The organism is Frigoribacterium sp. RIT-PI-h (assembly GCF_001297205.1).
GTDB lineage: Bacteria > Actinomycetota > Actinomycetes > Actinomycetales > Microbacteriaceae > Frigoribacterium.
The window spans coordinates 16,520-42,010 of the sequence record NZ_LHOZ01000047.1 but is presented as its reverse complement, the minus strand read 5'-3'; the positions used below and the strand labels follow the sequence as shown (position 1 = coordinate 42,010).

Below are 25,491 nucleotides of genomic sequence, written 5' to 3'. Positions count from 1 at the left end.
TGACTCTTAATCAGTGGGTTCTCGGTTCGAATCCGAGGGGGTGCACGGAAGTAAGGGTATAGGTGAAGCCGCAAGTGAAGCCGAAGCCCACAAAAGTGAAGCCCGCCCCCAGTTCCGGGGGCGGGCTTACTGCTTTTTAGCTTTGAGGTGGGACTGCGGTGACCTTGTGCTGATTGGCAAAGTGACGCCGAATTTCGGCTGTGTCCCAAATGCTGTCAATCTCAATGACGGCACCGCATAGGTCGCAGGTCGCACCAATTGTTGCTCGAGCGGTCATGTGGTCTGCCTTTTCCTCGCTCACAGTCTGGACTCTCGTTTGGTGAATGTGACTCGCTTGCCACATAGGTAGAAGAAGCGAACAGGTATTCCGCGCTGCCCCTGGTAGCGCTCAGAAAAGCACCGCCACTCTGGGTTACCGATTCGGATCAGCCAGCCGGCGGGGAGTTGATGCCAGTCGCTCACAGCCCCGCCTTCCAACAGGTGCATACAGCAGACTGCGGCCCCCACCAGGTCGCGCAAGCATTGGCGTCGTGTGGTGCGTCCGCGAGCATCTGGCGGGCCTGGTCAAGCTGCTCGACTAGTGCGGCCGTGTTCTGCGCCTTGATCCACTTCTGGTGCTCGACCTCGCGTCGCGCGTCGTCACGTTCAGCGGTCACAGCGGCGAGGGAAGCTATCAGAGCAGGAACATCATCTGCTGCCAATTGAACGATCTCTTGCAAGGGCACAATTCCCCAATCGGCACTCGTGACCCGTGCGGCTCGGGACGATATTTCCCTGATGTCAGGCGTGGGGGCGGTCATGCGGTGGCCTCAAGGTGGTCACGCATCATTTGCTCCACCGTCTCGTCGGGGTCGTCCAAGTATTTGTAGACATACTCGGTGACTTCCCGCAGCTTGGCTTCTGCCCGGTCGGCCCGGTCGCTCTCAGCAGCTAGGGCAACTTCGAGACCGTCGATTGAGTCGGAGCCACGCAGCCACAACTGGTAGTAGTGCTTGCCCAAACCATTGAAGGGGGCGCTGTCAATTGCGAGGGCCTCTTTCGGCCCGATAACCCTGCCCTTGTCTGTGACTCGCGCGGCGTCTTTGTCCTCGGTAGACTGCACAGCAGCCCCTCTCTGTTGCATCAGGTGATGGGGTAAGCCGGGTGCAGATGTTGGTCTGCCCCGGCTTTTCTGTTTCCACCATACCTCCACATGTGGTGTGCGGCTAGTCATATCTGGGTGGTGCTGCTAACCGAGTACAGCCTCGATTCTGACGCCGACACGGTGGCACTCAACTATGAGTTGCCCCATGTCTGGGTCGGTGTAGTCGCTGAGCATGATCCCCAAACGCATTGCTCTCATGCCGGTTTCGGATGCCGCTTGGTAGGCGGTTGCGGTGTGCATTCTGATCCTTCCACTGTCGGGTGTGGAGAGTGAGTATGACTCAGACGGCTGACATTCGGAGGAATGTTCGATGATCGTGGTTGCTCGTCTAGGTTGGCGGGATGGCTGTGCAACCTGACAAGCGTCCGAAGCAGGCACAGGATGAGGCGGCCGGCACGAACGTCACCGAACGATTTCGTCACGGCAACTACTGGCTTGGTGCACTAGCCATGCTCCCCAACCCGGTCAGCTACACGATCCGCCGCGACGGGTCAGCCCTCTACCAGGGTGACGTCTGGTACGACCACACCCGCCGATGGACCACCACACGCGGCGGGGTCGACCACTGGGATGTGGGACCGCTCGAATGCCTCACTTGGTGGGCAAACGCCAGATAGCCACCTAGGATCGCGGACATGAGCAGGAATCACACGACAAGCAGCACACGCACGATCCAGTACGCATGCCTTGCGTTGTTCGCCGTGGCCGTTCTGCTGCTCGTCTACCTGGCCGCAAACAAGGTCGCCGCGTCCGGCCCTGCCGCCAATGCCCAGCCTGGCCCAATACCAACCTTCGGCTCAACCGACCTGCCCGCACCTGACAACCTTGACAAGCTCAAGTCGACTATTGCGGCAGGCGGAACGGTAACTGTCTACGCACTCGGCTCGTCTGTGGGGGTTGGCGCTACTCTCCCCGATCCCGGTACACAATCTCCATCTGCCTATTTGGCGAGCAAGCTTGGCGCGCTGACCCCTGGCGGCGCGGAAGTGCACAACCTGTCCGTGAATGGAAGCGTCGCTGTGGAGGGTGAGCAGATCTACCGAGATCAAATCAAGCCGAACAACCCCACGGTTCTTCTCCTGACCTACGGGATGAACGATGGCATGGCGGCCAACTTCAACAGCGGAGAAACCCTGCCTGGGGGCATCGCTGCAATCAAGTCGATCTCCGAAGCTGCCCGTGCGGCGGGGACGACGGTTCTCTTGGCGACGACTCCAAGCCCTAATGTGGAACGAACCGACTTTGGTCTGCCCTCGGGGTTCGATGTGGCTTATCCAAGCAGTGGCGAACTGACCCCGGTGAATCCCACGGTGGATGTGAATGGCGTGCCCTTTAGTGCCCGCCATGCAGAGTGGAATGACGCTTTGGCGAAGACCGCAGATGAGTCCGGTGTTCAACTGTTAGACGTGGTGCCGTCCTGGTCTCTAGCTGTGCAGGCGGCCGGCGAAAGCAATCTATTCAACCCAGCAGAAACCGTGCACCCCAACCTGCGAGGTCATCAAAGCTCCTACTGGGCAGCCATCGACCAGTTCGTAGAGTCCTTCTAAACGCCGAACAAGCCGCCACCCCGGTTGGGGTGGCGGCTTGTTTCATGCGATGCGGGTGGCCTTGAAGTAGCTATCCCGGTAGATGGTCGTGGCACTCGAACTAGAAGTGTCCTGAGACCACTGTGGCTTGATCGATCCGCTTGTCGAACCAACTCGGACAATGCCTCGAGCAAGGGCGAAGGCGTCAGCGTCATTTCCGCCAACGGGCAGCCCGTAGGTGTCGGGAAGGGCAACGGATCGGTGGGTAGACGGGCCGCTCTCGACCCCGGTGGCGTTGGTAGCGAAACCTGTAACCCCAAGTCTTCCCGATGCCCCAGAGGGGAGTGCCAGGCCGATGCGAAGGTCGCCGGTCGTGCCCGTGTAGTAAGCCCCGATCTCAACTTCCCAAACCTGATTTGCCCCGACGTCGACGCCGAGCTGACTGTCAGCGGCAAGCGTGGTGCTTGACGTTCGAGTGGTCGCGTCAACCCGGTACGTGACAAGCGGGGAGTAGGGCACAGGCTTCGGAGCAGCAGCGAGTGAAGCGGTGTTCAGGGAGTTTACGAACTCGTCGATGGCCAGCCAATAGGACTGCTGATGTCCGAGCAGGTTCGGGTGTGCGTACTCGTTGGTGTCAAAGAGGGCACCCAGGCCGTACTTTGCGACCGCTTTGAACCAATACTTTTCGGCGTCGAGAAGGATCGCGCCCGTGTCTGCTGCGAGCCGGCGCAGCGACTCATTCACCCTGACGTGCCGATACGAAGCAGGAACGCTGGTGCCGTCCGCGTTCACGTACTGGACAGTGCTGCCTGCCTTGTTGTCAGCAGGGATCGGAGGGTTCGACGGGTAGCTACTCGTTCCGGGGGTGACCCACATGGAGTCGGTCATGAAGTTCGTGTTGGGGTGCGGGGTCGTGAAGATGACGACGTCGGCACCGTCGCTCTGTGCCTGCTCGACCAGTTTGCGACCAAACGTGTAGACGCTGGGGTATGTCTGGCCGGTGTGATAGGCACCGGGCATGCCGTCGTTCATTCCGTAGGCGATGACGACCAGGTTGGGGTTTCCGCCCGCAGCCGTTTTGCCTGCAGGGTAGTGGGTTTCGTAGCCCGTGAGGATGGCTGTGCCGTTGACGGACTGATTGGTGACAGCGACCGGCTTGTTGCTCAGAGGGATGAGGACTGGTTTGAGTCTTGCGGCAAGACGGTTCACGGGGGCTTGAGTGGACGGATCGGGCAGGGTTGCACCGACACCAACCGACGACCCCAGGCCAATGATGCGGAACGTACCCGGGGCGGAGTCGTCATTGGTGGCGGTAGATGCAAGTGCCCGAGTGAGGGCCGCGGTCATTGGTTGCGCGGTCGCTGATCCGTTGTCTCCGCCTGCGATGTCAAGGTTGTTGCTGAGGTAGTCGAGTACGACGTCGGGAAGCTTGCCGCTGTCGACGTCGGCGGATACGAGGCGGGGGACACCCATGGGGACGACCTTTCGGTTAAACAGAAAAGCCGCCCCGATGTGGGACGGCAGAACAGACGGATCTAGTGGAGTTGATACGGCTCTATTGCGTTGAGTGAATAGAGCGGGTTAGGGGGCGACGTATCCGGTTCCGACTGACACGGCGAACTCGGTCAGCGGGTCGATGAGCCGGCGGGCAGGTGACTGACCCGCGACAACGACAGCCCGCTTAAGCGACCCGTCAGCGTTCCGGACAATAGGCAGGGTCGATTGGTTGCCCCACAGTTTCACCGTGAACGCACCGTTAGCCCATGTGGGGGATGCGAACCAGGTCGGGTTGTCGATGAACATGGGGACAGGGTTGTCGGGCAGTTGGTCACAGCCGTGACTGATGTGGTTGGAGTCCCACAGGCTTGCTTGGTCGAGTTGGATGCTGGGGCGAATGTGTGTGATTTGTCCGCGCACCCACTCATGGTTGATGCCCGAGAACCTGCCACCCGACCCGACGCCGGGGTGGTTGGCGTTCATCTCGATCCGCACGTCCTCAGTCGTGGGGTCGATGGTGGGTGTGGCGACCGACCCTGCGATGGAGAACGTCAGACCCGAGTACAGCGAGTGGTGGATGTACGACCGTTTGATTGTCGGACGCACAGACCCGTTGAACCCGATGGGGGATGCGCTGATCATCGAGCCTGCCTCGTCGCGACCGTCGAAGTCGCAGTCAAGATAGGTCGAGTCGATGGTCCGGTAGTCGTTGACCATGAACGTCTCGCCCGTGTTCGGCGAGTTGCCGCCGCCGTACGCAATTCCCCGGACTCGTATCCGCTGCCAGACTTCACCACGGCCCATGTAGTTGACCAGGCCGCTCGAGAACATGGGCAGACCATCAGGGCCAGCTTGAGGCGCACCAACGAAGGCCAGATCGGACAGGGTGCGCACCTTGCCGCCGCTGCCACCATTCGGGCCGTAACGCAGCAAACCAGCGCCCGCGTCTTTGGGTCGCGACACCTTGTAGGTGAAGCTGTTCGGCTTTGTGCGGATGACCGTCTTGTCGATCCCAGCCCCCCGCAATCCAAGAGACTTGGGTGCGTACACCGAGTAGTTATTCACGTCCGCGTTGTCGACGATGGGGTACTCGCCGGCGGGGAGAACGACGCGCGCTTCCGATGCCAGCTTCTTCAGCGCAACACCAATGTGCTGCCCACTGACCGGGTTCAGCGTCAACCAGGCCACCTCAGGCAGCACGGGTAGCGCATCCACCGTGTAGTCGACGGTGGCAGTCTCACCTGCCACCGCCACCGTCACACGGCTCATGCGGTATACACCGCCGTCTTGCCGTCATCCGTCTTCAGCGTCCACGTGCGGTCGGGGTCGGTCAGCTTCACACCGAACCGGCCCGTAGCAGTCGCCGTCTCGCCAACCGCAGTCACCTGCACAGACACGGCACGCTTATCCGACACAACGGTCAGCTCGATGGGCGTCTTCGTCAGGTCGATGGTTGCAGTCAGCATAAGGGGCCTCTTTCGATTTGGACGAGCAAATTTGGATACGAATTCATCAGATCTGGTTGCTGTGCCGCCAGGTGTGGGTTATGCTCGTTTTCGACACCAATAGACGCAGACTCAGCGCTCTTGACTCGGAAGGCACAAAATGACCAAGCTCCTTACCCTCGAAGAAGTGGCCGAGATGCTGCGCAGAACGCCGGCACAGGTCCGCTACATGCGCAGCGTCAATACCGGGCCGCGGTCGGCCAAAATGGGAGGCCGAATCATGTTCCGTGAGCAGGACGTAATCGACTACATCAACGCCGCATTCGAGGGGCAGTGATGAGTCTCGACTTGAGCAAGGCGACCATCGACCCGCTCTGCACTCTCCGGAAGGCTGGCCCCAATGATCGGGTAGCCACAGCATTACGTGGCTTTAAGGCCGAGGCTAAGCTGCCCGTTCGTGTGCTGCATGAACGGACGAACATCTCCACGGCCACGATCAACCGCATTCTCAACGGCGAGCTGGACATCCGCGTGGTGCACATGGCCGCACTCGCTGAGGCATTAGGCGTAACGCCCATGCAAGTGATGCAGCGTTCGGAGTGCTTGTAAACGCGCGACTTCTAAGCCCGTGGCAGGCCACCGCCTGGTTCCGGAATGCGGAACCAGGCGGCACTTTATTACTCAGCCAGGTGTTCGCGCGTTGGCTCGACATGCGTGTTCGGCACCACGTAGGTAGCTACAGCCGTGAGGATCGCAGCAGCGAACCCAAGCCACGGGCCGTACTCCTCAGGGATGAACGTCGTACCCGCAGTGATCAGCGTGCCGATCAGGGCAACAAGGAACTTGGCGACGGACTGGATCTTGGCGAACATAGTTACTCCTTAGTGGTTTCGTCTTGCCGCAACTTGCTCACGGCCTCAGTGGCAACAGCACGCTCAACCGTCGACTCGAACATTTGCGGGTCGATGCCAAGCGCCTCGAAGTCTTTGTCTTCGGGAAGGGGGAGCGCACCGTGACGGCCACGCTCGTCCCACCACGACAGGCGCTGGAAGTGCGCGTAAAGGATGGTCCGGGAAGTGAGAACACCGGTCTCAAGCTTCTGGATGCGCTCCATAAGTGGCTGGGTGGCTTTCTGGACTTCCGAGCGGACCAACTCGGCAATGTCCAGCGACGTCTGGAAGCGATCCTTGTTGTCGGTGGCGACGTCCTTTTTGCGGGTGGCGACGAACACCAGAACACCCAGGGCCAGAGCGCCTAGACCACCACTACCTAGGAGCTGCAACCATTCCGGGATCACTTGGTACCTTTCGTTCCCCGCCGTCGCGGTTTGTTGTGCCTACCCGCGTACTCGACGCCCAAATACCAGAGCCGAAGAACCGGCAGAACCAGGCCCCACACGACAGCAGCACTCACGAACAGGCGCGTCGACGTACCGCCGCCCACCGTCCGCAACGCCACGAAGTACATGCCGAGGATGGAGACGAGCATGATCTTCCCGCCCATCTCCACAGGCCACAGGCGGGGGAACGCAGCCCCGAACAGGCACACCACGGCGCACACTACGAAGATGATTCCTAGGGCGTTAGACGCCGCATCCGGGAGCAACGTGTCCAGCGCAGGGATACCCGACTGGACTGCGTAGATGCCACCCACGATCAGCAGCAGGTCGAAAACAGGAAGGGCCACCCGTTTGAGTGGCCCCGCATACTTGATCTCATCAGGAGGGATCGCCCCCGGTGCCCAAATAGAGGCACGCCCAACCCGGGCAAGCGCCCGTTTCAGCTTGTTCATGAACCCTCCCCAGGGTTGGTAGAGAGTTACGGCTTAGAACACATCGCCTTGATCAGGTCATACAGGCGGTCATTCGCCGTGGCGTCAATCACGCCCGACGCCAACAGGGTGATCTGCTTGGACTCTTCAGGGGTCAACGAGTGATAGTGCCCCGGGCCGACAAGTGCTTCGCCGCGTTTGCTGCTGCCTTTAAGGTGGAACATGGGTTCGTCCTTTCGTTGGGCAGTGACCGCCCGGAACTCGACCGCAGTAGTAGCGGCGGGGGTGATGGTGGTTGCTGCTGTGACGGGGTGGCCCACGAAGTCGCCGCACCATCCGAGGTAAGGCCGCTGCGTCTGCACAGCTCGAGCCGCGAGCGTCATGACGCCAACCCGTGCGCCAGAGGAATCAGTGAAGATCCCCAAGCCGCCACCGATCGACATGCCCACATCGCCGGCACGCTTGTTCGCGTCCGTCCGGTTCGGGCTGACACCGAAATAGACGGGCACACCTGCAGGCGGGTACAGGTCGCCGTGCCGTTTGTCTGCGGCGTAATTCCATGCGTCAAGTGCGGTCGCGAAACGGCCAGCACCAGGACCAGTAGATGCGGGCGAACCGAACCACTGGTACACGTTCGCCAGGCACCGGCCCTGAGGCCGAACCGTGAACCCCACAACGGAGCGGGCACGGGCAAGAGCGGCAGCAGAATCGAGACTCACAGTGGGCCTCCATCCGTTTGCGGCTGACCGTCAAGATCCGGGGGTGGGCCAACCTGGTCGGCAGTGATGAACTCAGGCTCGGTAGCCACAGTCACCACCCCCACGTCTGAACGCTGACCTTCACGGATGCGTTCGCACCGCCGTTGACGAAGATGGACACACCCGACGCGGACAACTGCCCGCCGTTGACGACGGGGTTGTTCTGTGCGCCACCAATGGTCTGCATGAAGATCCCGCCGCAACGGTTCGGGAACGGGGTCGCGAAGTTGAACGAACCCACACCCGACGCATTCAGGCCAAGCTCCGTGTAGAACTCATACCTCTGAATGACCGCATTGGAGGGGACAGCGACACCACCAGCAGCGGCATAACTGGAACCGTTCAGGTAAGTCGTCGGCAAAGTCCACGACCCACCGATACGGCTGTACACCTTGTTCGTGGTCGTGTCGTGCCACTCGAGGCCTTCCCACACGTCCTTACCGGTCGCTGCGTTACGTTCCGCTGTGGTCCCTACACGCCGGTTGCCGACCTTGGCGGCATAGTCCGAGACGAGGTTGCTGTCGGTGGCGAGGTCAGGTGCCCCACCGTCCAAAAATTGGGGTTGGTTCTTGCTGCCACTGGTGCCGTCTGCCGCCATGATGTGTCCTTCCGGGCGCACGAAAAAACCGGCACATAGGCCGGTCGAGAAAAAGTAGGTGGCTAGTTACGCCAGGTAATGTCGAGAGCGCCCGTCAGACCATCCTGACCACGGCTCGCGTACACGTTGTAGCCGCCGTGATTCAGGCCGATCCCGCCACCGTTCGCCTTCAGATAGTCGATGAACGAAAGAGGCAACGGCTGCCAACCAGTACGGCCAGGCGGCTGATACGTCGCACCCACGAACGCCACCGAACCTGACGGCTTCGTGGGCGACGTGTGCAACTGCAAGTTCGGTGACGCCCCACCCGTACGAGTCGCAGGCAAATAGATCGCCGCAGCAACAATCGCAGCCGTGTCAGGAATCGAATCCGCAACCCCGGTGCCGTAGAACCATGCCCCGACCAGCGAATCGGACGCCCACACATCAGCTTTAGTCCACCGACCCGACTGGAACGACCCCGTATCAACCGCAGTGAACGGCGGCGGATGGAACTCCTGAGCCGGACCGCCCGTGTTCTGATCCGGCGGCGTCACATTAGTTGGGGCCGAAATGGAACCCGTTACAAGCCCGCCATCCAAATCCCACGTGATCGACACCTGGTCATTCAGCGACGGCGTGTACGAACCAGCAACCGGCAGCGTGTACGTCACATCCCACGCCAACACGCTCACTCGAGGCGAACCCAAAGCCGTGATTACCCCACGGCCAGGCAACGAACGCGCCGGCCCCGTCACCGTCACCCGACCATCCAACGTCTGAACAACCACAGGATGACCAGCAGGCGGCAACTGCTGAGCAGACACCGGAAGCAAAGCCGTCGTCTCACCCAGATTCACCAAAACCTGCGAACCCGACCGGGCAACCAACGTCCCCATCTTCATCCCCACAACAGGAACATTCGCCAACTGCTCAGTGATCCGGGCCGCGAGAGTCATACCAGCTCCCTCACCACATCAAGCTCCAAATTCATCAAGTTCGACGAACCCAACGAATGCGACACCACACGACCCACCAACGGATCACCAATACGGCGCTCCACCGAAACCATGTCGCCATCCTCAATCAGAGGATTCACAATGCACTGCACAGGCACCCGGTACGACTGCCCCTTCTGCGCCTGCGACAGGACCGCCTTCACCGCAGAATCAGCCGCCGCTTTCGTCTTCACGAAGTCCGACGCGTAGTAGCGGGTGTACTCCCCGTAAGGCGACGACACAGCAAACGGGCCAGTAGTCACCTGCGCAACCGCATAGATCGGGTTGCGGTCTGCGTCCTCGAAGTTGCCGACGACGACGTTGTAGATGCCCTCGGACTCCATCGTGTCCGTCAGATCCAGAATGGTGCCCTCATCACCCAACACCAGCTCAGCAACAACCGAGCCTCGAGCATCAGGCAGCACCGACAGCGCACCATCCGGCGTGATGTACGGCACCCCACCCAAAGCGTCCGCGATCTCCTCGCACGCCTTCAGCACACCGCCCTGCTGAGCCTGATACACCGTCCCCGAAGGAACCGGCTTATCCGCCACGCTCCGAACAACCTGCAACCCCGAAAGGCGCTGCAACTCACCCCAACACGTCGCCCCGGCAGGCGGGTTCTGCTCCGAACGGAAACCCTTCCGTTCCACACCAATCAGCCTGTCCTCAAGCGTCAACGACACCCGCGACGACACCACAACCGGTGCACCCCGCAGATCCACAACAGTCTCAGACGACGACGGAACAGCAGTCACCCGGTAATGCCCCAACTGGATGCGCTCCGAAAAACCACCATCCGTGAACACCTCAAGAGCAACGTTCACCTCTTGCCCTGCCACAGCAAGCTTGTCAGTGAACGACCGCGGGACCAACGTCGAACCATCATCCGACGCATCCACGATCGTGACCGTGCCACCCGACTTGATCTTTGCCTCAGAATCCCACTTCAGATCCCAACCATCAGCACCCAAACCGGCAGCCGTACGGGTCGCCCCATAGAACGAATCCACCACCAGCCGGGTACCAAAACCGCCACCCTTGAGGACGCCCTTCAGGGCATCAGAACCAGCCCTCACAGCGCACCCCCCATCGCGTACAAACCAGAACCAGCAGGAGACTCAGTGAACCCAGTAGTCAGGAACATGCCATCCTCCGGTGCCTGCTGAGCTGAACCCAACGTGTACAACCCCGAACCAGCTGGCGACTCAACCGTCCCCAACGCAGGAGACGAACCATCCGCAATCCCGTAATTCCGGGCCACATCCAGCCGCGTCAAGTTGTACGCATCCACGTCCGCACGAGACGCATAGAACGCGTTCACGTCCGCACGAGTCAGCAACGAAATGAACAGACCAGGTGCCGGGGGAGCAACCTCATCACCTTCCATCTCCGTGACAATCTGCGAACCACCCAACACGTACGTCAGATCCTGCTCACGCGCATCCAGCACCGCAGCGAACAGTGGGCGGGGGAGACGCACCCGATCCTCAGCACCAATCCGGAAGCAGAGGACAGGGACCGTGTCCGAGTTGTAGTCCCCGAGCATCGCCTGCAACCGGTCCGCAGACTCAATGTCATCCACGATCACATCGAGTTTCACACCCGACAACCCACGACGCTGCCCCGAAACGACAACCCCCACACGGCGGCCCTGCGGGTAGAACACATCACCCTCAGTCGGCCTCGACAGGTCACGCGCCGCAGACTCACGAAACATCACCTGCACAGCGCCAGCCGGGTCCAACGGGTTATGCACCCACGTCCCCAACTCAGCCACCGTGATCGAAGCCGAATCCGTAAACCCCAGGCTCACACCCGAAGCATTGAACGCCTCAGCCCGATACGTAGCAGTCGCACCAAACGGCACCTCACCATCACGACGCGTGAACTGCCCAGCCGTCGAAGCCCGAACACCACCACGAACCGTGAACTGCCGCCCACCCGCCGACCGGAACAACGTCAACGACGCCGTACCAGCCGGCAGCGAACCGAAAAACACCTCAACACTCGGGCCAGAACCAGCAGCAGCCGGATACGCAGTCAACTCAGGTGCATAAGCCATCAGCGGACCTGCCTTCCCATACGGTTCGACAACTGGCCCTGCTGATCCGCACGCGCAATCGACACATCGATGTACTTCGTCAGGTCAATACCGCCCTTCGACTGGAGCGTCACCGAGAACGACGGGTTGAGATCGCCGAACGACATAGCCTGCGGCGCAATCGAGGGCGCGTACTGGACGGCTCCACCATTCGCGAAGGCCTGCACACCCTGCCCCTTGAGACGGTTCCTGAGGGCGTAGACCCCAGGCTGGCCACCAAGACGAGCGACATCTTCGACAGTAAGAACGTGCTCGCCAGGAGCCAGAACTGCAGGCACCGAGTCGACGCCGATAGGCCCCGACCCAAACACCGCACCACCGTCAGCGAACGGAACACCGCCGACAGTCGAGGTAGCGCCACCAGCGCGGTTGGCTGCACTGATTTGCTCGTTGACGCGAATATTCAGAGAGACGGCACGGTCGCGGGCCAACTGATTCAGTTGCGCTTCAGCAGCGGCAACACCAGTCAGTTGAGCAGCCGTTTGGATATTGCCGGGGATAAGACCCAGCTTGTCCGCGTACGCCTGAGCGGCTTGCCCTGTGACGCCGAGCTGACCCTGCGCCTCAATCAGCTTCTGACGACCGACCTCGATTACCGCACTTGCCGCCTCTTGCGAGCCAGTCTGCGTGTATGTGGCGCTAGCCAAGGCCAGCGTTGAGGTAGCAATCTGGTCAAGCGCGGCCTGGTTAGCGCGCCCCTTCTCGGTGCCCACATCAAGGGTTGCCCCATTTTCGGTGACAGCAGCCGACAGGTCATCCACTGCGGCTTCAAATGAGCGAGTAGCAGAGTTCACATCAAGCTGCGCCGAGCCAAAGCCTTCAATCGCGGCCTTGAGTGCATCGACCTCGTCGGCGCTGGCAGAAGCTTGGCCGGCAAGGTTCGACATGCCCTCGGCCACATTCTCGGTGCCCTCAGCCGCAGAATCGCTAGCAGCTTTGGTGTCGTCAAACGCGGCTTTGCTGTCGTCGAGAGCAGTTCGAAGATCAGTAATGGAATCTTTCGCATTGCCCGCCGCGATTCCCTGGCCCGTGAAGAACGAGCCAAGCGTGTTGGTGTCGTCGAGCTTTGCCTTGACGTCATCAAGTGCGTCGCCGCCCTCAATGACAGCCTTGGTCAATTCCTTCTGCGAAACACCCGCCTCTTTCGCCGCAGCGAAAGCGCCCGTGTCTGCAAGCTTTTTGATGATCGCAGCTTTGGTGTAGTCCGTGAACGCACCTGTTGCATCGTCCAAAGTGTCCGCAAGCTCGGTAGTAGTGGCGGCAATATCTGCTTGCTTTGCCACAAAGAAGCTGATCGCCAGGGTTGCCCCAGCAACAGCACCGCCTACAAGACCGATACCCAGGGCCGCTCCCTTGCCGCTAACGCCGAGCAGGACCAGGGCGTCCTTGAAAGCGACGATCTTGGGGATGCCCAGTAGTGCGGCTCCGCCAGCCAGAGCAACAGCCGTACCGACCACGCCGACTGCAAGGCCGACGTTGAGCAGCGACTGCGGCGCGTTACCCACGGATTCCACGAGGAAAGTGGCGGACTGCGTCAGAGTGCGGAGCGCGTCGTTGGCACCAGATCCGGAACGAATGAGGGCGGTGTCGAATGCGCCACCGAGCTTCTCAACGTCGCCCCGGAGGTTGTCGAGCTTGTCTCGGGCGACCTGAGCGGCATAACCATTGTCCGTGACTGCGGCAGTCATCTCCGCAACGCCGCCAGCACCTTTTTCGTAGAGCACTCGAGCAGCGGTGATCTGCTCATTGCCGAACAGGATGCCGAGCGACGCATCCCGAGCTTGATCGTTCAGCCCCGAGTAAGCGCCAGACAACTGGCCAGCAGCGTTCTGAAGACCAAGGAATTTGCCGTCAGTGTCATAGAGGGTGATGCCGAGCTTTTCGATTTCCTTCTGAGCAGCCTTGGAAGGCGATGTCAGAGAGGAAAGCATCCCTCGCAGAGCAGTGCCACCCTCGCTGCCGACGATGCCCGCCTTGGCGAACAGGGCCAGAACGCCAGTGGTTTCCTCAAGAGACACACCCATTGACGACGCAACTGGGCCGACAAACTTGAGACCTTCAGCGAGGTCATCAACCGAACCAAGCGCCTTGCCAGCACCAGCCGCGAGCGTGTCAGCGACCCGCCCAGCCTGGTTGCCGGCCAGGCCGAACTGCTGCAGAGTCGTAGCCGCGATTTCGGCAGACCGTGCGATGCCCAGCCCTCCAGCGGAAGCCAGGTTAAGCGACCCCTCGAGAGCGCCACCCAGAATGTCCGACGTCGAAATGCCAGCCTTGCCCAGTTCCTCAATCGCGTTGGCAGCCTCAGTCGCCGTAAAGACCGACGAGGCCCCAAACTCGAGAGCAGCATCCCGCAGAAGCGCCATGTTGCCGGCAGACTCCTGCGTCGAAGCCTTCACATTCGAGATTGCCTCGTCGAACTCGCTGAACTTAGCCACCGCAAGGCCCACGGCTGCGACACCGACAGCGCCAAGGGCAAGCAGGCCGCCGCCAAGAAGGTTGATCGCATCCCGCTTTTGGGCAAGCTTCTCGGACTCAGAACCAAGCTCACGAGTCTTCTTCGCCGCAGCCTCCATGCCGGAGATGTAGCCCGACACCTCCGCAACCAAAGAAACTTTCGTATTTCTGGTCGCCATCTGGCACCACCTCTGTAGTTATGCGAGAATCGCCAAATGGCTGAGTACAAATACGTCTCACTCCCCAGCGACGGGAAGCAGATCCGTAGTGGTGACGTAGACGCCTATGCCAGTGCAGAGCTGAACTCGACCTACGTCAGCCAGGGCTGGGTGCCCGTGACCGTGAGCCGACCAGCAGCCATTGGCCCCATCGGTTTCCTGCTCGTCAAGAACTAGGCATCAACGCGGCGCGCATACCAACCGTGACCGCCCCGCGGCTCGTCGGGGTAAGCCTTGTAGTAGGCATCTTGAGCGTGGGCGATGGCCTGAGCCGCGTAGTCAAACCGAGGCGACTTGTTCGCCTCGTAACGCCACCCGCCGCGAATCGCCGGATCGGCACGCGGGTCCGTGGTTTCGGAGAGCGGCAGGCCATGAGGCCCACGGTCCGAAAGGACTTCCTCATGGGCCAGAAGCAACGCCAACTGGTTTGCATCAAACTCAGGCTCAGCAGTCGTAGCGGTGCTGACCAGCATTCCAGCCTCGTCGTACTCGTACTCGGTGAATGTGCGCGGCTCCCAGCCCTGCAACCTCCGAGGCGCTACGCCCATCTTGATTGCTAGGCCGACTTCTTTCTCGAGCCGGTCTGGGCTTTTTTTAGGGCCGCCAGCGTCCGAGCAAGAGCCGCCTGCGACTCGTACTCGTTCAGAGCGTAAATAGCATCGCCGATCTTCGACTCTGCCCGGCCACTGATCGTCTCGAACAGTTCAGCCCACTCATTCACAAGCTCAGCGTCCGGCTCATCGGGGTTAGGGGCATCCACCCGAAGTGGCACCTCTTTGCCATCGATCAGAAGTACGCCCGTCTTCGGTGCGACAAGACGCGTCACGTTCCGCAGGTTGTAGCCGTAGAGGCTGTCATATGGGTAGTTCTCGATTGGCTGGCGTGCAGGGGAGCGGTCAACCGCCTCGACCCAGACCAGCGAATCTGCTTTGCGGAACCGAAGCACATACTCGGTCTTATGTACAGGCACGATCACGTCAACGTGAGGCACCGCAGCCGTCTTGGCTGCTTTCAAGTCATCTGAGAAACCCATCACATCCACCGTTCCATCCACCGTGAAGATGAGACCTGCCGGGGTGACGGTGGGCACCCCGGCAGGGGTTTAGGACTAAGCGACCAGGACGGCCTGACGCTCAGTGGGCTTCGTGAGGAACAGCGTGTAGGTCGCGGTGTCCACGCCGTTCTCAGCCGGCGCATCCGGGCGACGGACGCCCACAACAGCCGTGATGATGTCGGCGATCTGACCGGTGGCGTGAACTGCGGAGTTGCTGACGCCACGACGAACAACAAACTGCGACTCAGCCTGCGAAACCGAAAGCGCCAGGAGAACCTGATCAGCAGAGTCAGTCGTGACCGAAGCCACAGCCTTCAACTCAGCAGTCTCAGAAACCTTGCCAGGTCGAGACAGATCCTGAACCAGGGTCAGACGCTTGTCTTCAACCGTCGCCTGAGTAACCGTCGAGCTGAAACCATCAGCAGTCAGGCCGTAGGTAATCGGCTTAGCAGTAGCGCCGTTCAGGATGGCAATCGACTTGGCGTTAGACCCAGCCGGAACGTTAGTGATTCGCCAGTTTCCATCAGACTGAGTGGATGCCGGGGTTGGCTCGATGGCCATAGGGATTCTCCTATCGATGAACCCCGCAACGGCGGGGCGACTACTGCCAGAAGCGGGCGCAGCGGCAGGGTTTTGGGCACAGAAAAAGGGGCACCCGCTTGGGTGCCCCTTTCGTGTGAAGTAGTTAGCCGACCAGCTCCATCGTCAAGCTGTAGCTCGACGTGATGTAGAACAGTGGCGGGTTCGGATCGGAGTCGATCTCGATGGCCTGAGACCCCGCATGCTGCATTCGGCGGCAGTTCATGCCGTCGATAGTGGGTGTCCAATCAATCAGCTTCGCCTGAGCGCGTTCCTCGACGAGTTGCGCCTGCTCAGCAGTCGTGCCCACCGAATGAGTCACCATTGAATAGTCGATCAATGACGATGCCCCCGTCAGGCGCGCCTGATCGCGCCGGCCACCGGACAAGAAGAACGACAAATACCGGTTCGGACGATTCGCCACGATGCCCTGATAGGTCGACCCGTTCAAGATTGCGTCCTCTTGGAGGCGCGCAGAGATCGTAGCGGCAGTCTTACGGAGACTCATAGACCAGCCTTCCGCTCTGCATCCGCAATTGCTTTTTCAAGGCCCCGCTGGAAGTCCTCAGACGTGTCCTCAAGTGCTTTTAAGCCATAGCCTCGAGGCGACAAGGTTGGCGACCCGTACTCAACAATGCCGACCAGCGACCCCTGGCCACCAAGGTCAGCACCAATCTCAGCCTCAATCTGTGAGCCGCGAATAGCGCGACCGCCCTTGAGGTCATAACTAATCGCACGGTTGGCCTGACCCAAGCTACGAGCGCCAACAAGCTTGGATTTCCATTGGTCTTTCACTTTTCGGGCAGACACTTCAGTGGCCTTGCGAACGTTCTCGCCCGCATCCTTTGGCACCTTGCCCAAGTCGGCAGCAAGCTTGTCGAGAGCCGAGAAGTCCACACTAAATCCATCAGGCATGACGCCTCCTAGGTGGTCACTTCGACACTGAACCGGCGTGCAGTCATGTAACTACCGACGGACGGCCCTTTGATGCGGGCCTTGATGCCAGCCAAAGCAGGGTCGGTGAGCGAGGCGGTCATGCGGACCACCATGTCTTTACGCACCTGAGTCGACGTCGCAATCGGCAAGCTAAGCGTCTCGTCCTGCTCGGTCAGCAACTGACCAGCAGCATCAATCTCGCCAGCAGCAGTAGCCCCAGTACGCCAACGACACGGCCCCGAATAGACGACCTCAAACGCTGACTCATACTCGCCCGTTTCCTCGTTCAGAATGTCACCAGGGCGCTCCCAACCGATGTCACACCGGTCAGTCATGCGCCCCTCAGCCTGCCCCCGAAGGAACGGCAACTGCGCCTGAACATCCGCATCAAGGCTCACCATTCCTGGCCACCCTCAAAGATCGGACGGCCAGCAATGTCCACCCCGCACGAGCAATACAGCGCACCGAACATCGACGAACACCAAGGCAAGTGCAGGTTCGCGAATCCGACCATGTCGAGCGCGAAAGCGCCACCCGGATCAGTCAGACCCAGCAGCGTCCACCACTCATCAAGGATCGTCACACGCCCCTTACCGGAGCGGTACGACCTCGAGGTAGACGCATCATCCACCGAAACTGTCACCTGAGTGGCATCATCCGGCTTCTTCACATGAGCCACAACAGCCTCACGCACCACATAATCAAGCTTCGCCTGATCAATCTCAATCGCCGGATCAAGCCCATACCGACGAGTATCAATCAGCATGTACGCGTCATCAATCCACAAAGACCACTGCTGATCCTGGATCGAATCAGGTTCGGGGGCGGCCTGCCCAAGAGCAACCGCAATCATGTTGGGAGTCACAGACATGACCGCCCCCTCCCTAACTAGTCGTCAGACTTCTTCGGACGCCCCGGAGCGCGCTTAGCAGGACCGTCAGCCGGCTCCCACCCACTCACGAACCGGTCATCCTTGCTGTCATCGACGGACACAACAACATCCGTCTCAAGGTTGCGGAATCGGCTCATCAGACGTTCGCCACCTTGTCCTCGATGGTCGCGAAACCGTCGAGGTCCATGACGCCCCAGCCGTAGACGACCTCGAGTCGCAGCGCGATCTGGTTCTGACGCTTCAGGTCGCCCTGGCCGTCAGGGTCACCGTGTTCGATGACCTCGACCGGAATGCTGCGCTGGACACCCCAGCGGAGGAGATCCCACTGCCCGACGATGGCCTTGATGCCGCTGTCAGCGGTGGCCTCGGGGAGACCCGAAACCGTGCTCGAGCTGAACGCCTGCAGGCCCTCGAACGAGCTGATATTGGAACCGAAGCCCAGCTCGGGGTACTTCTTGCGGCCATCGACGTACCGGGCGGTTGCAACGTTCCACGCGTAGCGCGGGTCGAAAGCGATGCCGTTGGGCAGGTAGCCGTCAGCGATGACCAGGCCAGCAGCCTGCTCGATCACCAGGTCAGGCGTGTTCAGTGTGGCCGTGGTCAGCTCCACCTTGTTCGTGGTGGTGCCAATGCGGTCGCCTGCCACAATGGACGCAGCAGCCGTACCGGTCAGCGGGTTGATGCCGTGGAAGACACCAAGGTCCAGTGCGCGAGCAAGAGCAAGCGAACCCTCCTCAGAGAGCGTCTGCAGGATGCCGAGCTGGTAGTCCTCGTCAGCCCACTTCACTTCCTGGTTGAAGCGCTGCGTGACCTGGAACTTGTGAGGAGTCACAACCTTCGTGCCGAACGTGGTGTTCGTGGAACCCTTCTGGGCACCCTCACCAACGAGTTCAGCGCGGGGGCGACCCGTGAGGGTCATGTGGGTAACTTCACCGAACTGCTGCGGCTCAGAACCCGACAGAGCGGCAACAGCCGAACCGGTCGTGGCCTTTGCGAACATGCCCGCCGCAATGGTCTTCGGGAGCGTGATGTTGCTAGTGGCAAGGATTGCCATGAGAGAACCTTTCGTCTAGTCGGTGCCGCCGAAAAGCTCACGCGCAAAACTGCGGTGTTCGCCCTCGTCAGTACCTTCGCTTTTGGTCGAACCCTCTTTGGGCGCGACATTGCCTTGCTTCTTCCGGTCTGCATCCCGCCCCGCAAGCCGTTGAGCCTGCGCAGTGAGAGAGTCGGCGTCGGAACCGGTGAGAAACAGGTCAGCGTCAGATGGTTCACCCTTAGGGCCAGGCTCCGTGCTGATCCCGAACTTCGCCGCGATGCTCGTCTTCAGCGCCTGCGTCTTAGTCGTCGTCAGCTCGGTTTCCATGGCCGCAAGACGCTCCTCGAGCGTCTTCGAACCCTCAGCCTTAGCTTTCAGCTCGTCGTAGTCCGAGTACTTAGCACGTTCACGCGCCACACGTTCCTTGACAATCCGGTCAACATCAGCTTGAGAAACTGTCTGCGTCTCTGTCTGCTTCGTGTCGCCCTCAGCCGCTGCATTTCCAGCAGGTGCGGCATCAGTCGTCGTTGCATCACTCATCGGTTACCCCGTTTCCGTGCCGTCGCACATCAGACCGGCCTTAGACGTGGCCGTAACGTTCACCCCATCGGGGTAGCTTGATTAGTCCGGAAAGAACTCGGACAGGTATTCGCGCAACTCTTTTCGTTGCTGCGGAGAGCGAGAACGGCGGCTAGCGACGTACTGCAAGACATCCGCCTCTTCCCCCACGTCGCCGCCACGAAAGACCGGCTGGGCGGTGCAATGGCAGTTAGGGTGCGCCGCAAAACGGGTCGTTGCTTCCTTGTAGACGACCCCGCGCGCAGCGAGCATGCGGCACAGCCGACAGCCGCCATTAGTCACGCGCTGCCAACCGATCGCCTCTGGGTCCTGGCGACGATTCCCCAGAATCGTTGACCTGTATGGGCGCGCAACCTCGGGCTGCACAATTTCTGACAACCGAGACAAGGCCAGAACAGACGCCGCAGCCACATCAGTCTCAGAGAACAGAGGGTCAGCAGCCCACGCGATTCCACGCCGCTGCTTCACCACCCGGTCATCCACAATCGGCTCGACCGCGTACAACTTCGTGACGCCCGCCTGGTCTCGTTCCTCCTCGTACAGATCAGCAGCCAAAGCAGCCGACCCATCCGAGTAGTAATCGATCAGGCCAGGAACCGTCTCAAGCAACACCAGCCGGCGCTGCTCAGGAGAGCCATTCAGCCTCGAGAACAGATCCTCAGTCGCGCCCAGAGCATCAGACGTCAGAAGCTGCAGCGCCGCCCGTGACTCACGCGCTGACGGCATCAGCCGCAACCACAGGAGTCGTCACGGGGGCAGGGGCCGGGTTCAGGGCAGCGATGACCGCACGGCCAGACGCGCGACGCTTATCCGCCATCGCACGCTTGATCTGCTGCTCATCCAGCCCCAACAGCTCAAGACCAACCTCAGTCTCAGCAAGCCACGGCACCGAAGCGATCTGCTTAGCGCCCGCATCAGCAGCAGCAGCACGCGAAAGGAACTTCGGGTCACGCCACTTCGCATCAATCGACACCCACGAATCAGGAATTGACGACAGCCCATTCTGGATAGCCAGCGCACGAGTCACCGTCCGGCGAACCGGAATCGACCAATCGTCCGTCGCACCCTCAGCCTCAGCCAGCAAAGACTTCTCAGCCTCCGAATACGCATCAGCAGCAGTCGGGTTAGCCATATCCGTCAGAGCGAAATCAGCATCCGACAAATCAGTCTCACGAGCCATCAGCTTCGCAAGCGCGTTCAACTGGGCCAGGTGCGGCTCAGGAGACTCGGCAGCGAACTGCTTCACGTCGGCCCGCGGGTTTGTCGCATCCTCGTCGTCCGGGATACCGAACGCACGCCCAAGAGCAATTTGCCAAGACGCCTTCTGAGACCCATCCGGATTCTTGAAGATCGACTCATCAGCACCCAAAAGCATCATCTTCGGGATCGCGTAGATGTCCATGTGCGCCTCAAGACGCACCAGCGTCCTCAGAGCCGCATCCTGCGTCGACATGACCGCACGCGTAATCCTCGAGCGCCCCATGCGCCGCGACGACCGGGGGCGGTACACCAGCGGGTCGACAGGGACGCCGAAGTCATGATCCGACTTGTCGACAACCCAACGGTTGCCGTCTTTCTCCGCACTGATCGTCAGGCCATCCAGATACAGGACAAAGCCGGTGACGTTCGAATCCTTGCGCGACGTGACCGACAGAAGGTTGTCCAGCCGACGCGTACGCACATTCCAGTCCCCCGTGGCGTTCAGTGCATCACGAGCGTGCACCAGAGCAGCCGGCTCACCAAGCGACTCATTGCCACGAGTCGTAATCAGGTACGAGACGCCGTGCAGCAGAGAGTCGGTACGACCCTGCGAAATCTCCGACTTCAGGTAGTTGCTGTCCTCGAGCCTGTCCATGCCAAGGGCGGCAAGATCGCCACCCGGCCAAACCATCTTCTCGAGATTGCAACGACGAGCCAGGCCATCCACACCCTTAGCCGACCAACCCAGCGCAAGGCCAAGCTTCCCGTACTGAGGAGGAATGACCGACCCAACCTGCTTCAGCGCACGACGGCCCTCGTAATAGCTCGAACGGATCAGATTCCGCTCACGCTTCTCATCCAACTGCTCAAGCAAATGATTCAGCGTCCGCGACTCATCATCAGACAACTGCGGCACGTTCAGCTTCTCGCTCACAGAACCACCGCCGTCCTAGATCCAGAGCGCCGCGTAGGACGCTGCACGTTGTCGTTCTGAGCGCCCCAGAGAGCAAGAGTTTCAGCCACTACCGGCGTGATGTCCGAAGCTGTGTCCTTACGGTTCCACGCCCATGCGCCAGCAAGTGGACGCTTCCTCGCAACAGACAAAGCAGCGTTGACTTGCGGCTGATTCGGGTGGAAAACGCTCTTGTCCGCCACCGCATCGAAGAACTTTGCGCACGCAATAGCCATGTCTCGACCTTCCGCCGCAGCAAGAGTGACCAGCACATCCGTGCCGATCAGGTAATTCCGGTCCCGGCGCTTCTCTACAAGCCCAGACATCTCATCGACCACAACAGCGTGCAGCCTGTTCTTTGCTGCACGCTCTTGAATCCAGGGAATGATCCAATCGGTTCCCTTGCGCTGTTCATCCAGCTCCACGTGCCAACGCCCATCAGCCCGTTGCCCCGCGAGAGCTACCGAAGAAATTGACCGATCCGGAGGAACATCGACCGCAAGCGTAATGCGCTCAATTGCCATCGAAGCTGCATCCGCTCGAGCATCCCAAACTTCTTCCGAGATGACCCGGTGGTTTGAGTCGGCATCCCAGATGCCCATACCTTCGCGAAGGAACGAGTCCTCAGAAAGCTGCTTTCGCATCCGCTGGATGGACTCAATTTGCGTGCGATGCGGATAAGAAGGGTTTGCCTTCTGCTGCTGCTCGTGGTCATCAGGTGATGCGTCCCGGTCGGCGCTGAACTCGATGTACAGACCATCGCCCTTGCCAGAACCTGCCGCGAGAGCTTCTTGCCGCATGCGGCTGAAGACTTCCCCCGGGTCAATGGGACGCGGAGGGGTGCCCGTAAAGATCGCAAGTGCATTCGGGGAAGCGTTCATGGCCGGAAGCATGTCGTCGAGCGCGCGCTCCGTGAGGATCTGCGCCTCGTCGAACACCTCGACGTCGACCTTGGCAAACCCTCGGCCGAAGCCTGTCTCGCGGGCACCAAACATGATCCGGGAACCGTTGCGGAACCGGATCTCCTCCGCGCCAGCGGCTGTGAAAACTTGATCAACGTGGGGTGAAATCTTGCGGCGATTAGCCATGCCCTGCATTGACTTGAACGTCTCTTTGGCCGTCTTCAACCGATGAGCAGTCCAGAGAATGGTCGTATTCGGAAACAGAAGAGACAGGGCGAAAACAATCGCACCAAGCGTGTACGTTTTGCCCGTCTGTCGGGCAATTGACATGGCCACGCCGCCAACTGTGGCGGCGTACTTGCCGTCAGCACGCTTGCTCAGAATTGCGCGGCCAACACCGTCCTGCCATCTGTCGAAAGCAAGACCCATGTCAGCGCATTTGTCCCGAACAGCAGGCCAGCCCGTCGAGGCGACGCCTGCCGGCAGAATCACGTGACGCGCTACCTCAGATAGCTTCGGCGTCCCATTCTTCGTCTGGGGTGCTGTTGCTGCCATCTTCCGCAGCCTCCTGCTTCGCCTTCAACTGAAGTGAGGCGATCTCTTTGCCCAACTCTTGGAGCCTCCTAGAGAGAGCGGCCAAATCCCTAGCAGGGCAATTCGGATCTTGAACAGTTTCGGCAACCCGACGACGAAGCGAAATAAGCAGCTCCAGGTGGTCACCAGACTCAGCGGCTTCGCTGACTGTCTTTGGCGGGGCGGCTGGAACTGGAATATCCGCGTCAGTGACCGCCCTAATATTCCCATTTCGCTTGGTGGCCATGGAACCTCCAAGTGGAAAAAATGGGCAAAATGTACGTTCTCTAACCCCGGAGGGTGTTTAGGCAGGGGGTGGGGGAGGGGGATGGCCACCCAAGACGCGTCGCTAATTCGCGCATCTTGTATGTCACTTGAGCGAACCGCTTCTCTTGATGATCGGTGCCACTAGTCTTGCTCGCTTCTTGCTGTTGCATGCTCTGTGAGCTGCAGCCTTGTTGGCCATCGTGTCTGGCCCTTGTTTGGCCAACGGGATCACGTGGTCTACAACGAATGATCGAGGGTCGAGCCAGCCAGCTTCGTAGTCGATGGCTTCCCCGCATATGTGGCAGGCAGCGCGTATGGCCTTGATGCGCGCTCTGTCCTTCTTATCCTGCGCACTCCCTCGCCCTGTCTTCGTGGCCATGTCCATCCTCCATCGGGTACGGCTTGGCACCCTTGGCGATGTTGCATGCCCAGCAAGCAAGGACGCAGTTGTCGAAGGTGTGGCTGCCGCCTCGTGCGATGGCCTGCTTGTGCTCGAGGGTGGCCATGTTCCGAGGGCGGGTGCCTTGGCCAGACCGCCCGAAGTGCATGCCCACGTTGCAGTAGTGGCAGTGGTCGCCGTCACGTTTGCGCAAGGCTGGCACGGTGACGCCCCGCTCGAACCCTTGGTTTCGTATGCGTGCTCGTCGTACGTGAGACTGAGCAATAGCGATTGCCAGGCGCTTGTCTTTATCGCGTTCGTACCGGTCTGCTTCCCTTTGTCGAATCAACTCAGGGTTTGATTCGCGGTACTTTGCGACACGAGCTTTGACCATCTCGGTGTCTTCGTAATACCGAGCAGTCTCTACCTGAACTCGGCACGTCTTACAGCGGGTGCGGCGACCGAGGGGTGATTGTTTGTCGACGTGGTACTCCGAAAGGGAAAGCCTAAGGTGGCAGGCTTGGCACTCTCGCGTTCCGTCCGCATAGTCCTTGACGGGAACAACAGGCATTCGCTTAGGCGGAACTGGCACGTTGGCTTGTACGTCGCCATAACGCCAGAGTCGTTTGTAGTGTGGGTCACACAGGGCGCGTGCCTTGTTCTTGATGGGGCGTTCGCAGTTGTCGACACTGCAGGTAGACTGGGGCATAGCCACTCCGTTGCTTACTCAATGGATGGGTCAGGCCTCGCAAGTGTTGACGCACTTGTTGAGGCCGCTTCTAGTTTAGCTCTTGCGGTATGCGACCGCAGACAATGTTGCTTGGCCAGCCGCGATCAGCGCAGTTGTAGTCACGGTCACCACGCACCCGGTGGTGGTCTTGGTCTTGAGGGTGGCACCTGTCTTGCCGACCAGTCCAGCGACGGCAGTGCTGACTTGTGGCGTGACGATGTAGCTGGTGTCAGTAAATGCATTGGGCCAGGTGATCGTGACGTCCACGGTGGCGCTGATCCCGAGCAATGAGGCGACAGCAGGCACGGCCACCCCGTCGCGGTATTCGATCTGCACGGTGCTCGAGACTGGCTTGGGCAGGTCGTCGATGCGCTTGTTGATGGCTGCGTGCTGCCTGTCGCCGTCAGCTACTGCGCTGTCGAGTGACGTGAGTCGTGGGTCGCGGTTGAGTACCATCTGCCGCGCGTTGTCTGCTGTGGCTTGGGCGATACTCACTGCCGCTTTTAACGGCCCGTCGACGATGCCGAATAGTCCGCGGTTCATACGCGGGCCACGCTCACGGTTGCGTCTGCTGCACTGATGAGAGAGACGACGGATGATCCACTGTCGCCGTACCCTGTCTGCATTTCGAGCCAGGTGCCGGGTGCGATGACTTGGGCGTTGGGGTCTTTGATGCTGACCTGGTTGCCGAGCCTGGCGTAGATGGGCATGGATGCGTCGTGGACGCTGATCTGCACCCGGTTGGACACGAAGCTGTACCGGTTGGCAATGGTGATCTTGGTGACGTTGCCGGCGGTGAGTGGGATTTCGTAGGCACCGATTTGTTCGATGCCGATGGTTTGATCGGCCATGCTGTGTTTCCCCCGGTTGGTTAGTCCGTGATGTGTAGTGCGTCTTTCTCGTGGCGTGTGAGACAGTCGG

Annotated in this window: 36 protein-coding genes; 5 read left to right on the top strand and 31 right to left on the bottom strand. The window is 60.3% G+C overall.

Going from position 1 to position 25,491, the window contains the following annotated elements; translation table 11 throughout:
* Positions 1-458: 458 nt before the first annotated feature.
* Together AEQ27_RS17075 and AEQ27_RS04180 are read right to left on the bottom strand one after the other, a co-directional pair.
* A complete protein-coding gene (locus tag AEQ27_RS17075; protein ID WP_152970159.1) occupies positions 459-800 on the bottom strand; it encodes a hypothetical protein in 342 nt (113 codons plus the stop codon).
* On the bottom strand, positions 797-1,102 hold the full coding sequence (locus AEQ27_RS04180) for a hypothetical protein (protein WP_054145528.1): 306 nt from the start codon (positions 1,100-1,102) through the stop codon (positions 797-799). Before AEQ27_RS04180 ends, AEQ27_RS17075 begins: the two co-directional genes overlap by 4 nt.
* Positions 1,103-1,485: 383 nt before the next feature.
* Between AEQ27_RS04180 and AEQ27_RS17070 the strand changes: the two genes are divergently transcribed.
* Together AEQ27_RS17070 and AEQ27_RS16415 are read left to right on the top strand one after the other, a co-directional pair.
* Positions 1,486-1,761: a hypothetical protein gene (locus tag AEQ27_RS17070; protein ID WP_152970158.1), complete on the top strand. Its 276-nt coding sequence runs from the start codon at positions 1,486-1,488 to the stop codon at positions 1,759-1,761.
* 18 nt (positions 1,762-1,779) lie between these two features.
* Positions 1,780-2,691 carry an SGNH/GDSL hydrolase family protein gene (locus AEQ27_RS16415; protein WP_082383234.1) on the top strand — a complete coding sequence of 304 codons (912 nt, stop codon included), beginning with the start codon at positions 1,780-1,782 and terminating at the stop codon, positions 2,689-2,691.
* Positions 2,692-2,733: 42 nt separating this feature from the next.
* On the opposite strand, the gene AEQ27_RS04175 is transcribed toward AEQ27_RS16415, so the two are convergent.
* The 3 genes from AEQ27_RS04175 to AEQ27_RS04165 all read right to left on the bottom strand — a co-directional run bounded on the left by AEQ27_RS04175 (position 2,734) and on the right by AEQ27_RS04165 (position 5,633).
* The gene (locus AEQ27_RS04175; RefSeq protein ID WP_082383233.1) at positions 2,734-4,143 is read right to left on the bottom strand and encodes an SGNH/GDSL hydrolase family protein; all 1,410 of its coding nucleotides are present in this window, start codon (positions 4,141-4,143) and stop codon (positions 2,734-2,736) included.
* A gap of 108 nt (positions 4,144-4,251) precedes the next feature.
* Entirely contained in the window at positions 4,252-5,436 is a 1,185-nt protein-coding gene (locus AEQ27_RS04170; protein ID WP_054145526.1) for a hypothetical protein, read from the bottom strand.
* Entirely contained in the window at positions 5,433-5,633 is a 201-nt protein-coding gene (locus AEQ27_RS04165; RefSeq protein WP_054145525.1) for a hypothetical protein, read from the bottom strand. The genes AEQ27_RS04170 and AEQ27_RS04165 overlap by 4 nt, the downstream gene beginning before the upstream one ends.
* Positions 5,634-5,772: 139 nt before the next feature.
* Between AEQ27_RS04165 and AEQ27_RS16410 the strand changes: the two genes are divergently transcribed.
* Positions 5,773-5,949 (top strand): AlpA family transcriptional regulator, encoded by a 177-nt coding sequence (locus tag AEQ27_RS16410; protein WP_082383232.1) that lies wholly within the window; start codon positions 5,773-5,775, stop codon positions 5,947-5,949.
* 11 nt (positions 5,950-5,960) lie between these two features.
* Complete coding sequence (locus AEQ27_RS04160) at positions 5,961-6,221, top strand: helix-turn-helix domain-containing protein (RefSeq protein ID WP_161805490.1); 261 nt, start codon at positions 5,961-5,963, stop codon at positions 6,219-6,221.
* Positions 6,222-6,289: 68 nt separating this feature from the next.
* On the opposite strand, the gene AEQ27_RS04155 is transcribed toward AEQ27_RS04160, so the two are convergent.
* The 9 genes from AEQ27_RS04155 to AEQ27_RS04120 all read right to left on the bottom strand — a co-directional run bounded on the left by AEQ27_RS04155 (position 6,290) and on the right by AEQ27_RS04120 (position 14,452).
* The gene (locus AEQ27_RS04155) at positions 6,290-6,484 is read right to left on the bottom strand and encodes a hypothetical protein (protein WP_054145523.1); all 195 of its coding nucleotides are present in this window, start codon (positions 6,482-6,484) and stop codon (positions 6,290-6,292) included.
* 2 nt (positions 6,485-6,486) lie between these two features.
* Positions 6,487-6,843, bottom strand: a complete 357-nt coding sequence (locus tag AEQ27_RS04150; RefSeq protein WP_161805487.1) for a hypothetical protein — start codon at positions 6,841-6,843, stop codon at positions 6,487-6,489.
* Between the two features lie 62 nt (positions 6,844-6,905).
* Positions 6,906-7,403: a hypothetical protein gene (locus AEQ27_RS04145; RefSeq protein ID WP_152970156.1), complete on the bottom strand. Its 498-nt coding sequence runs from the start codon at positions 7,401-7,403 to the stop codon at positions 6,906-6,908.
* Positions 7,404-7,429: 26 nt separating this feature from the next.
* Complete coding sequence (locus AEQ27_RS04140) at positions 7,430-8,014, bottom strand: hypothetical protein (RefSeq protein ID WP_152970155.1); 585 nt, start codon at positions 8,012-8,014, stop codon at positions 7,430-7,432.
* 178 nt (positions 8,015-8,192) lie between these two features.
* Complete coding sequence (locus tag AEQ27_RS17065; RefSeq protein ID WP_152970154.1) at positions 8,193-8,738, bottom strand: hypothetical protein; 546 nt, start codon at positions 8,736-8,738, stop codon at positions 8,193-8,195.
* A 62-nt stretch (positions 8,739-8,800) separates the two neighbouring features.
* Positions 8,801-9,676 (bottom strand): hypothetical protein, encoded by an 876-nt coding sequence (locus AEQ27_RS17060; RefSeq protein WP_152970153.1) that lies wholly within the window; start codon positions 9,674-9,676, stop codon positions 8,801-8,803.
* On the bottom strand, positions 9,673-10,794 hold the full coding sequence (locus AEQ27_RS17055) for a hypothetical protein (protein ID WP_152970152.1): 1,122 nt from the start codon (positions 10,792-10,794) through the stop codon (positions 9,673-9,675). The genes AEQ27_RS17060 and AEQ27_RS17055 overlap by 4 nt, the downstream gene beginning before the upstream one ends.
* Entirely contained in the window at positions 10,791-11,780 is a 990-nt protein-coding gene (locus AEQ27_RS04125; RefSeq protein WP_152970151.1) for a hypothetical protein, read from the bottom strand. The genes AEQ27_RS17055 and AEQ27_RS04125 overlap by 4 nt, the downstream gene beginning before the upstream one ends.
* Complete coding sequence (locus tag AEQ27_RS04120; RefSeq protein WP_082383231.1) at positions 11,780-14,452, bottom strand: phage tail tape measure protein; 2,673 nt, start codon at positions 14,450-14,452, stop codon at positions 11,780-11,782. The genes AEQ27_RS04125 and AEQ27_RS04120 overlap by 1 nt, the downstream gene beginning before the upstream one ends.
* 36 nt (positions 14,453-14,488) lie before the next feature.
* Between AEQ27_RS04120 and AEQ27_RS17050 the strand changes: the two genes are divergently transcribed.
* Entirely contained in the window at positions 14,489-14,668 is a 180-nt protein-coding gene (locus AEQ27_RS17050; RefSeq protein ID WP_152970150.1) for a hypothetical protein, read from the top strand.
* Here the strand turns inward: AEQ27_RS17050 and AEQ27_RS04115 are convergent.
* The 17 genes from AEQ27_RS04115 to AEQ27_RS04060 all read right to left on the bottom strand — a co-directional run bounded on the left by AEQ27_RS04115 (position 14,665) and on the right by AEQ27_RS04060 (position 25,421).
* Complete coding sequence (locus AEQ27_RS04115) at positions 14,665-14,964, bottom strand: hypothetical protein (protein ID WP_152970149.1); 300 nt, start codon at positions 14,962-14,964, stop codon at positions 14,665-14,667. The two genes, AEQ27_RS17050 and AEQ27_RS04115, sit on opposite strands and share 4 nt — an antisense overlap.
* Positions 14,965-15,047: 83 nt before the next feature.
* The gene (locus AEQ27_RS04110) at positions 15,048-15,581 is read right to left on the bottom strand and encodes a hypothetical protein (protein ID WP_054145514.1); all 534 of its coding nucleotides are present in this window, start codon (positions 15,579-15,581) and stop codon (positions 15,048-15,050) included.
* Positions 15,582-15,599: 18 nt separating this feature from the next.
* Entirely contained in the window at positions 15,600-16,106 is a 507-nt protein-coding gene (locus tag AEQ27_RS17045) for a hypothetical protein (protein ID WP_152970148.1), read from the bottom strand.
* A gap of 124 nt (positions 16,107-16,230) precedes the next feature.
* Positions 16,231-16,575 (bottom strand): hypothetical protein, encoded by a 345-nt coding sequence (locus AEQ27_RS04100; protein ID WP_152970147.1) that lies wholly within the window; start codon positions 16,573-16,575, stop codon positions 16,231-16,233.
* Positions 16,576-16,628: 53 nt separating this feature from the next.
* On the bottom strand, positions 16,629-17,039 hold the full coding sequence (locus AEQ27_RS17040) for a hypothetical protein (RefSeq protein ID WP_152970146.1): 411 nt from the start codon (positions 17,037-17,039) through the stop codon (positions 16,629-16,631).
* Between the two features lie 8 nt (positions 17,040-17,047).
* A complete protein-coding gene (locus AEQ27_RS04095; protein ID WP_054145511.1) occupies positions 17,048-17,461 on the bottom strand; it encodes a DUF6093 family protein in 414 nt (137 codons plus the stop codon).
* Positions 17,455-17,931: a hypothetical protein gene (locus AEQ27_RS04090; protein WP_054145510.1), complete on the bottom strand. Its 477-nt coding sequence runs from the start codon at positions 17,929-17,931 to the stop codon at positions 17,455-17,457. The genes AEQ27_RS04095 and AEQ27_RS04090 overlap by 7 nt, the downstream gene beginning before the upstream one ends.
* 157 nt (positions 17,932-18,088) lie before the next feature.
* Positions 18,089-19,006, bottom strand: a complete 918-nt coding sequence (locus tag AEQ27_RS04085; protein ID WP_054145509.1) for a hypothetical protein — start codon at positions 19,004-19,006, stop codon at positions 18,089-18,091.
* A gap of 15 nt (positions 19,007-19,021) precedes the next feature.
* Positions 19,022-19,528 carry a hypothetical protein gene (locus tag AEQ27_RS04080; protein WP_152970145.1) on the bottom strand — a complete coding sequence of 169 codons (507 nt, stop codon included), beginning with the start codon at positions 19,526-19,528 and terminating at the stop codon, positions 19,022-19,024.
* An 81-nt stretch (positions 19,529-19,609) separates the two neighbouring features.
* Positions 19,610-20,293 carry a hypothetical protein gene (locus tag AEQ27_RS04075; protein ID WP_054145507.1) on the bottom strand — a complete coding sequence of 228 codons (684 nt, stop codon included), beginning with the start codon at positions 20,291-20,293 and terminating at the stop codon, positions 19,610-19,612.
* Positions 20,277-21,701: a phage portal protein gene (locus AEQ27_RS04070; RefSeq protein WP_054145506.1), complete on the bottom strand. Its 1,425-nt coding sequence runs from the start codon at positions 21,699-21,701 to the stop codon at positions 20,277-20,279. The genes AEQ27_RS04075 and AEQ27_RS04070 overlap by 17 nt, the downstream gene beginning before the upstream one ends.
* Entirely contained in the window at positions 21,698-23,176 is a 1,479-nt protein-coding gene (locus tag AEQ27_RS16405; protein ID WP_082383230.1) for a hypothetical protein, read from the bottom strand. The genes AEQ27_RS04070 and AEQ27_RS16405 overlap by 4 nt, the downstream gene beginning before the upstream one ends.
* Entirely contained in the window at positions 23,127-23,441 is a 315-nt protein-coding gene (locus tag AEQ27_RS16400; RefSeq protein WP_082383229.1) for a hypothetical protein, read from the bottom strand. Before AEQ27_RS16400 ends, AEQ27_RS16405 begins: the two co-directional genes overlap by 50 nt.
* Positions 23,442-23,564: 123 nt before the next feature.
* Positions 23,565-23,840 (bottom strand): HNH endonuclease signature motif containing protein, encoded by a 276-nt coding sequence (locus AEQ27_RS18690; protein ID WP_152970144.1) that lies wholly within the window; start codon positions 23,838-23,840, stop codon positions 23,565-23,567.
* Positions 23,803-24,234, bottom strand: coding sequence for an HNH endonuclease signature motif containing protein (locus tag AEQ27_RS18685; RefSeq protein WP_161805485.1), 432 nt, complete (start codon positions 24,232-24,234; stop codon positions 23,803-23,805). The genes AEQ27_RS18690 and AEQ27_RS18685 overlap by 38 nt, the downstream gene beginning before the upstream one ends.
* Positions 24,235-24,624: 390 nt before the next feature.
* Positions 24,625-25,113: a hypothetical protein gene (locus AEQ27_RS04065; RefSeq protein WP_152970143.1), complete on the bottom strand. Its 489-nt coding sequence runs from the start codon at positions 25,111-25,113 to the stop codon at positions 24,625-24,627.
* On the bottom strand, positions 25,110-25,421 hold the full coding sequence (locus AEQ27_RS04060) for a hypothetical protein (protein WP_054145504.1): 312 nt from the start codon (positions 25,419-25,421) through the stop codon (positions 25,110-25,112). The genes AEQ27_RS04065 and AEQ27_RS04060 overlap by 4 nt, the downstream gene beginning before the upstream one ends.
* Positions 25,422-25,491: the final 70 nt, after the last annotated feature.

Bases quoted from the DNA above. Each gene is read 5' to 3' on its own strand.
- AEQ27_RS17075 (WP_152970159.1), bottom strand. From the start codon at position 800: ATGACCGCCCCCACGCCTGACATCAGGGAAATATCGTCCCGAGCCGCA.
- AEQ27_RS17070 (WP_152970158.1), top strand. From the start codon at position 1,486: ATGGCTGTGCAACCTGACAAGCGTCCGAAGCAGGCACAGGATGAGGCG.
- AEQ27_RS16415 (WP_082383234.1), top strand. From the start codon at position 1,780: ATGAGCAGGAATCACACGACAAGCAGCACACGCACGATCCAGTACGCA.
- AEQ27_RS04175 (WP_082383233.1), bottom strand. From the start codon at position 4,143: ATGGGTGTCCCCCGCCTCGTATCCGCCGACGTCGACAGCGGCAAGCTT.
- AEQ27_RS04170 (WP_054145526.1), bottom strand. From the start codon at position 5,436: ATGAGCCGTGTGACGGTGGCGGTGGCAGGTGAGACTGCCACCGTCGAC.
- AEQ27_RS04165 (WP_054145525.1), bottom strand. From the start codon at position 5,633: ATGCTGACTGCAACCATCGACCTGACGAAGACGCCCATCGAGCTGACC.
- AEQ27_RS16410 (WP_082383232.1), top strand. From the start codon at position 5,773: ATGACCAAGCTCCTTACCCTCGAAGAAGTGGCCGAGATGCTGCGCAGA.
- AEQ27_RS04155 (WP_054145523.1), bottom strand. From the start codon at position 6,484: ATGTTCGCCAAGATCCAGTCCGTCGCCAAGTTCCTTGTTGCCCTGATC.
- AEQ27_RS04145 (WP_152970156.1), bottom strand. From the start codon at position 7,403: ATGAACAAGCTGAAACGGGCGCTTGCCCGGGTTGGGCGTGCCTCTATT.
- AEQ27_RS17065 (WP_152970154.1), bottom strand. From the start codon at position 8,738: ATGGCGGCAGACGGCACCAGTGGCAGCAAGAACCAACCCCAATTTTTG.
- AEQ27_RS17060 (WP_152970153.1), bottom strand. From the start codon at position 9,676: ATGACTCTCGCGGCCCGGATCACTGAGCAGTTGGCGAATGTTCCTGTT.
- AEQ27_RS04125 (WP_152970151.1), bottom strand. From the start codon at position 11,780: ATGGCTTATGCACCTGAGTTGACTGCGTATCCGGCTGCTGCTGGTTCT.
- AEQ27_RS04120 (WP_082383231.1), bottom strand. From the start codon at position 14,452: ATGGCGACCAGAAATACGAAAGTTTCTTTGGTTGCGGAGGTGTCGGGC.
- AEQ27_RS17050 (WP_152970150.1), top strand. From the start codon at position 14,489: ATGGCTGAGTACAAATACGTCTCACTCCCCAGCGACGGGAAGCAGATC.
- AEQ27_RS04115 (WP_152970149.1), bottom strand. From the start codon at position 14,964: ATGCTGGTCAGCACCGCTACGACTGCTGAGCCTGAGTTTGATGCAAAC.
- AEQ27_RS17045 (WP_152970148.1), bottom strand. From the start codon at position 16,106: ATGGCCATCGAGCCAACCCCGGCATCCACTCAGTCTGATGGAAACTGG.
- AEQ27_RS17040 (WP_152970146.1), bottom strand. From the start codon at position 17,039: ATGCCTGATGGATTTAGTGTGGACTTCTCGGCTCTCGACAAGCTTGCT.
- AEQ27_RS04095 (WP_054145511.1), bottom strand. From the start codon at position 17,461: ATGGTGAGCCTTGATGCGGATGTTCAGGCGCAGTTGCCGTTCCTTCGG.
- AEQ27_RS04090 (WP_054145510.1), bottom strand. From the start codon at position 17,931: ATGTCTGTGACTCCCAACATGATTGCGGTTGCTCTTGGGCAGGCCGCC.
- AEQ27_RS04085 (WP_054145509.1), bottom strand. From the start codon at position 19,006: ATGGCAATCCTTGCCACTAGCAACATCACGCTCCCGAAGACCATTGCG.
- AEQ27_RS04080 (WP_152970145.1), bottom strand. From the start codon at position 19,528: ATGAGTGATGCAACGACGACTGATGCCGCACCTGCTGGAAATGCAGCG.
- AEQ27_RS04075 (WP_054145507.1), bottom strand. From the start codon at position 20,293: ATGCCGTCAGCGCGTGAGTCACGGGCGGCGCTGCAGCTTCTGACGTCT.
- AEQ27_RS16405 (WP_082383230.1), bottom strand. From the start codon at position 23,176: ATGGCAGCAACAGCACCCCAGACGAAGAATGGGACGCCGAAGCTATCT.
- AEQ27_RS16400 (WP_082383229.1), bottom strand. From the start codon at position 23,441: ATGGCCACCAAGCGAAATGGGAATATTAGGGCGGTCACTGACGCGGAT.
- AEQ27_RS18690 (WP_152970144.1), bottom strand. From the start codon at position 23,840: ATGGCCACGAAGACAGGGCGAGGGAGTGCGCAGGATAAGAAGGACAGA.
- AEQ27_RS18685 (WP_161805485.1), bottom strand. From the start codon at position 24,234: ATGGTCAAAGCTCGTGTCGCAAAGTACCGCGAATCAAACCCTGAGTTG.
- AEQ27_RS04065 (WP_152970143.1), bottom strand. From the start codon at position 25,113: ATGAACCGCGGACTATTCGGCATCGTCGACGGGCCGTTAAAAGCGGCA.
- AEQ27_RS04060 (WP_054145504.1), bottom strand. From the start codon at position 25,421: ATGGCCGATCAAACCATCGGCATCGAACAAATCGGTGCCTACGAAATC.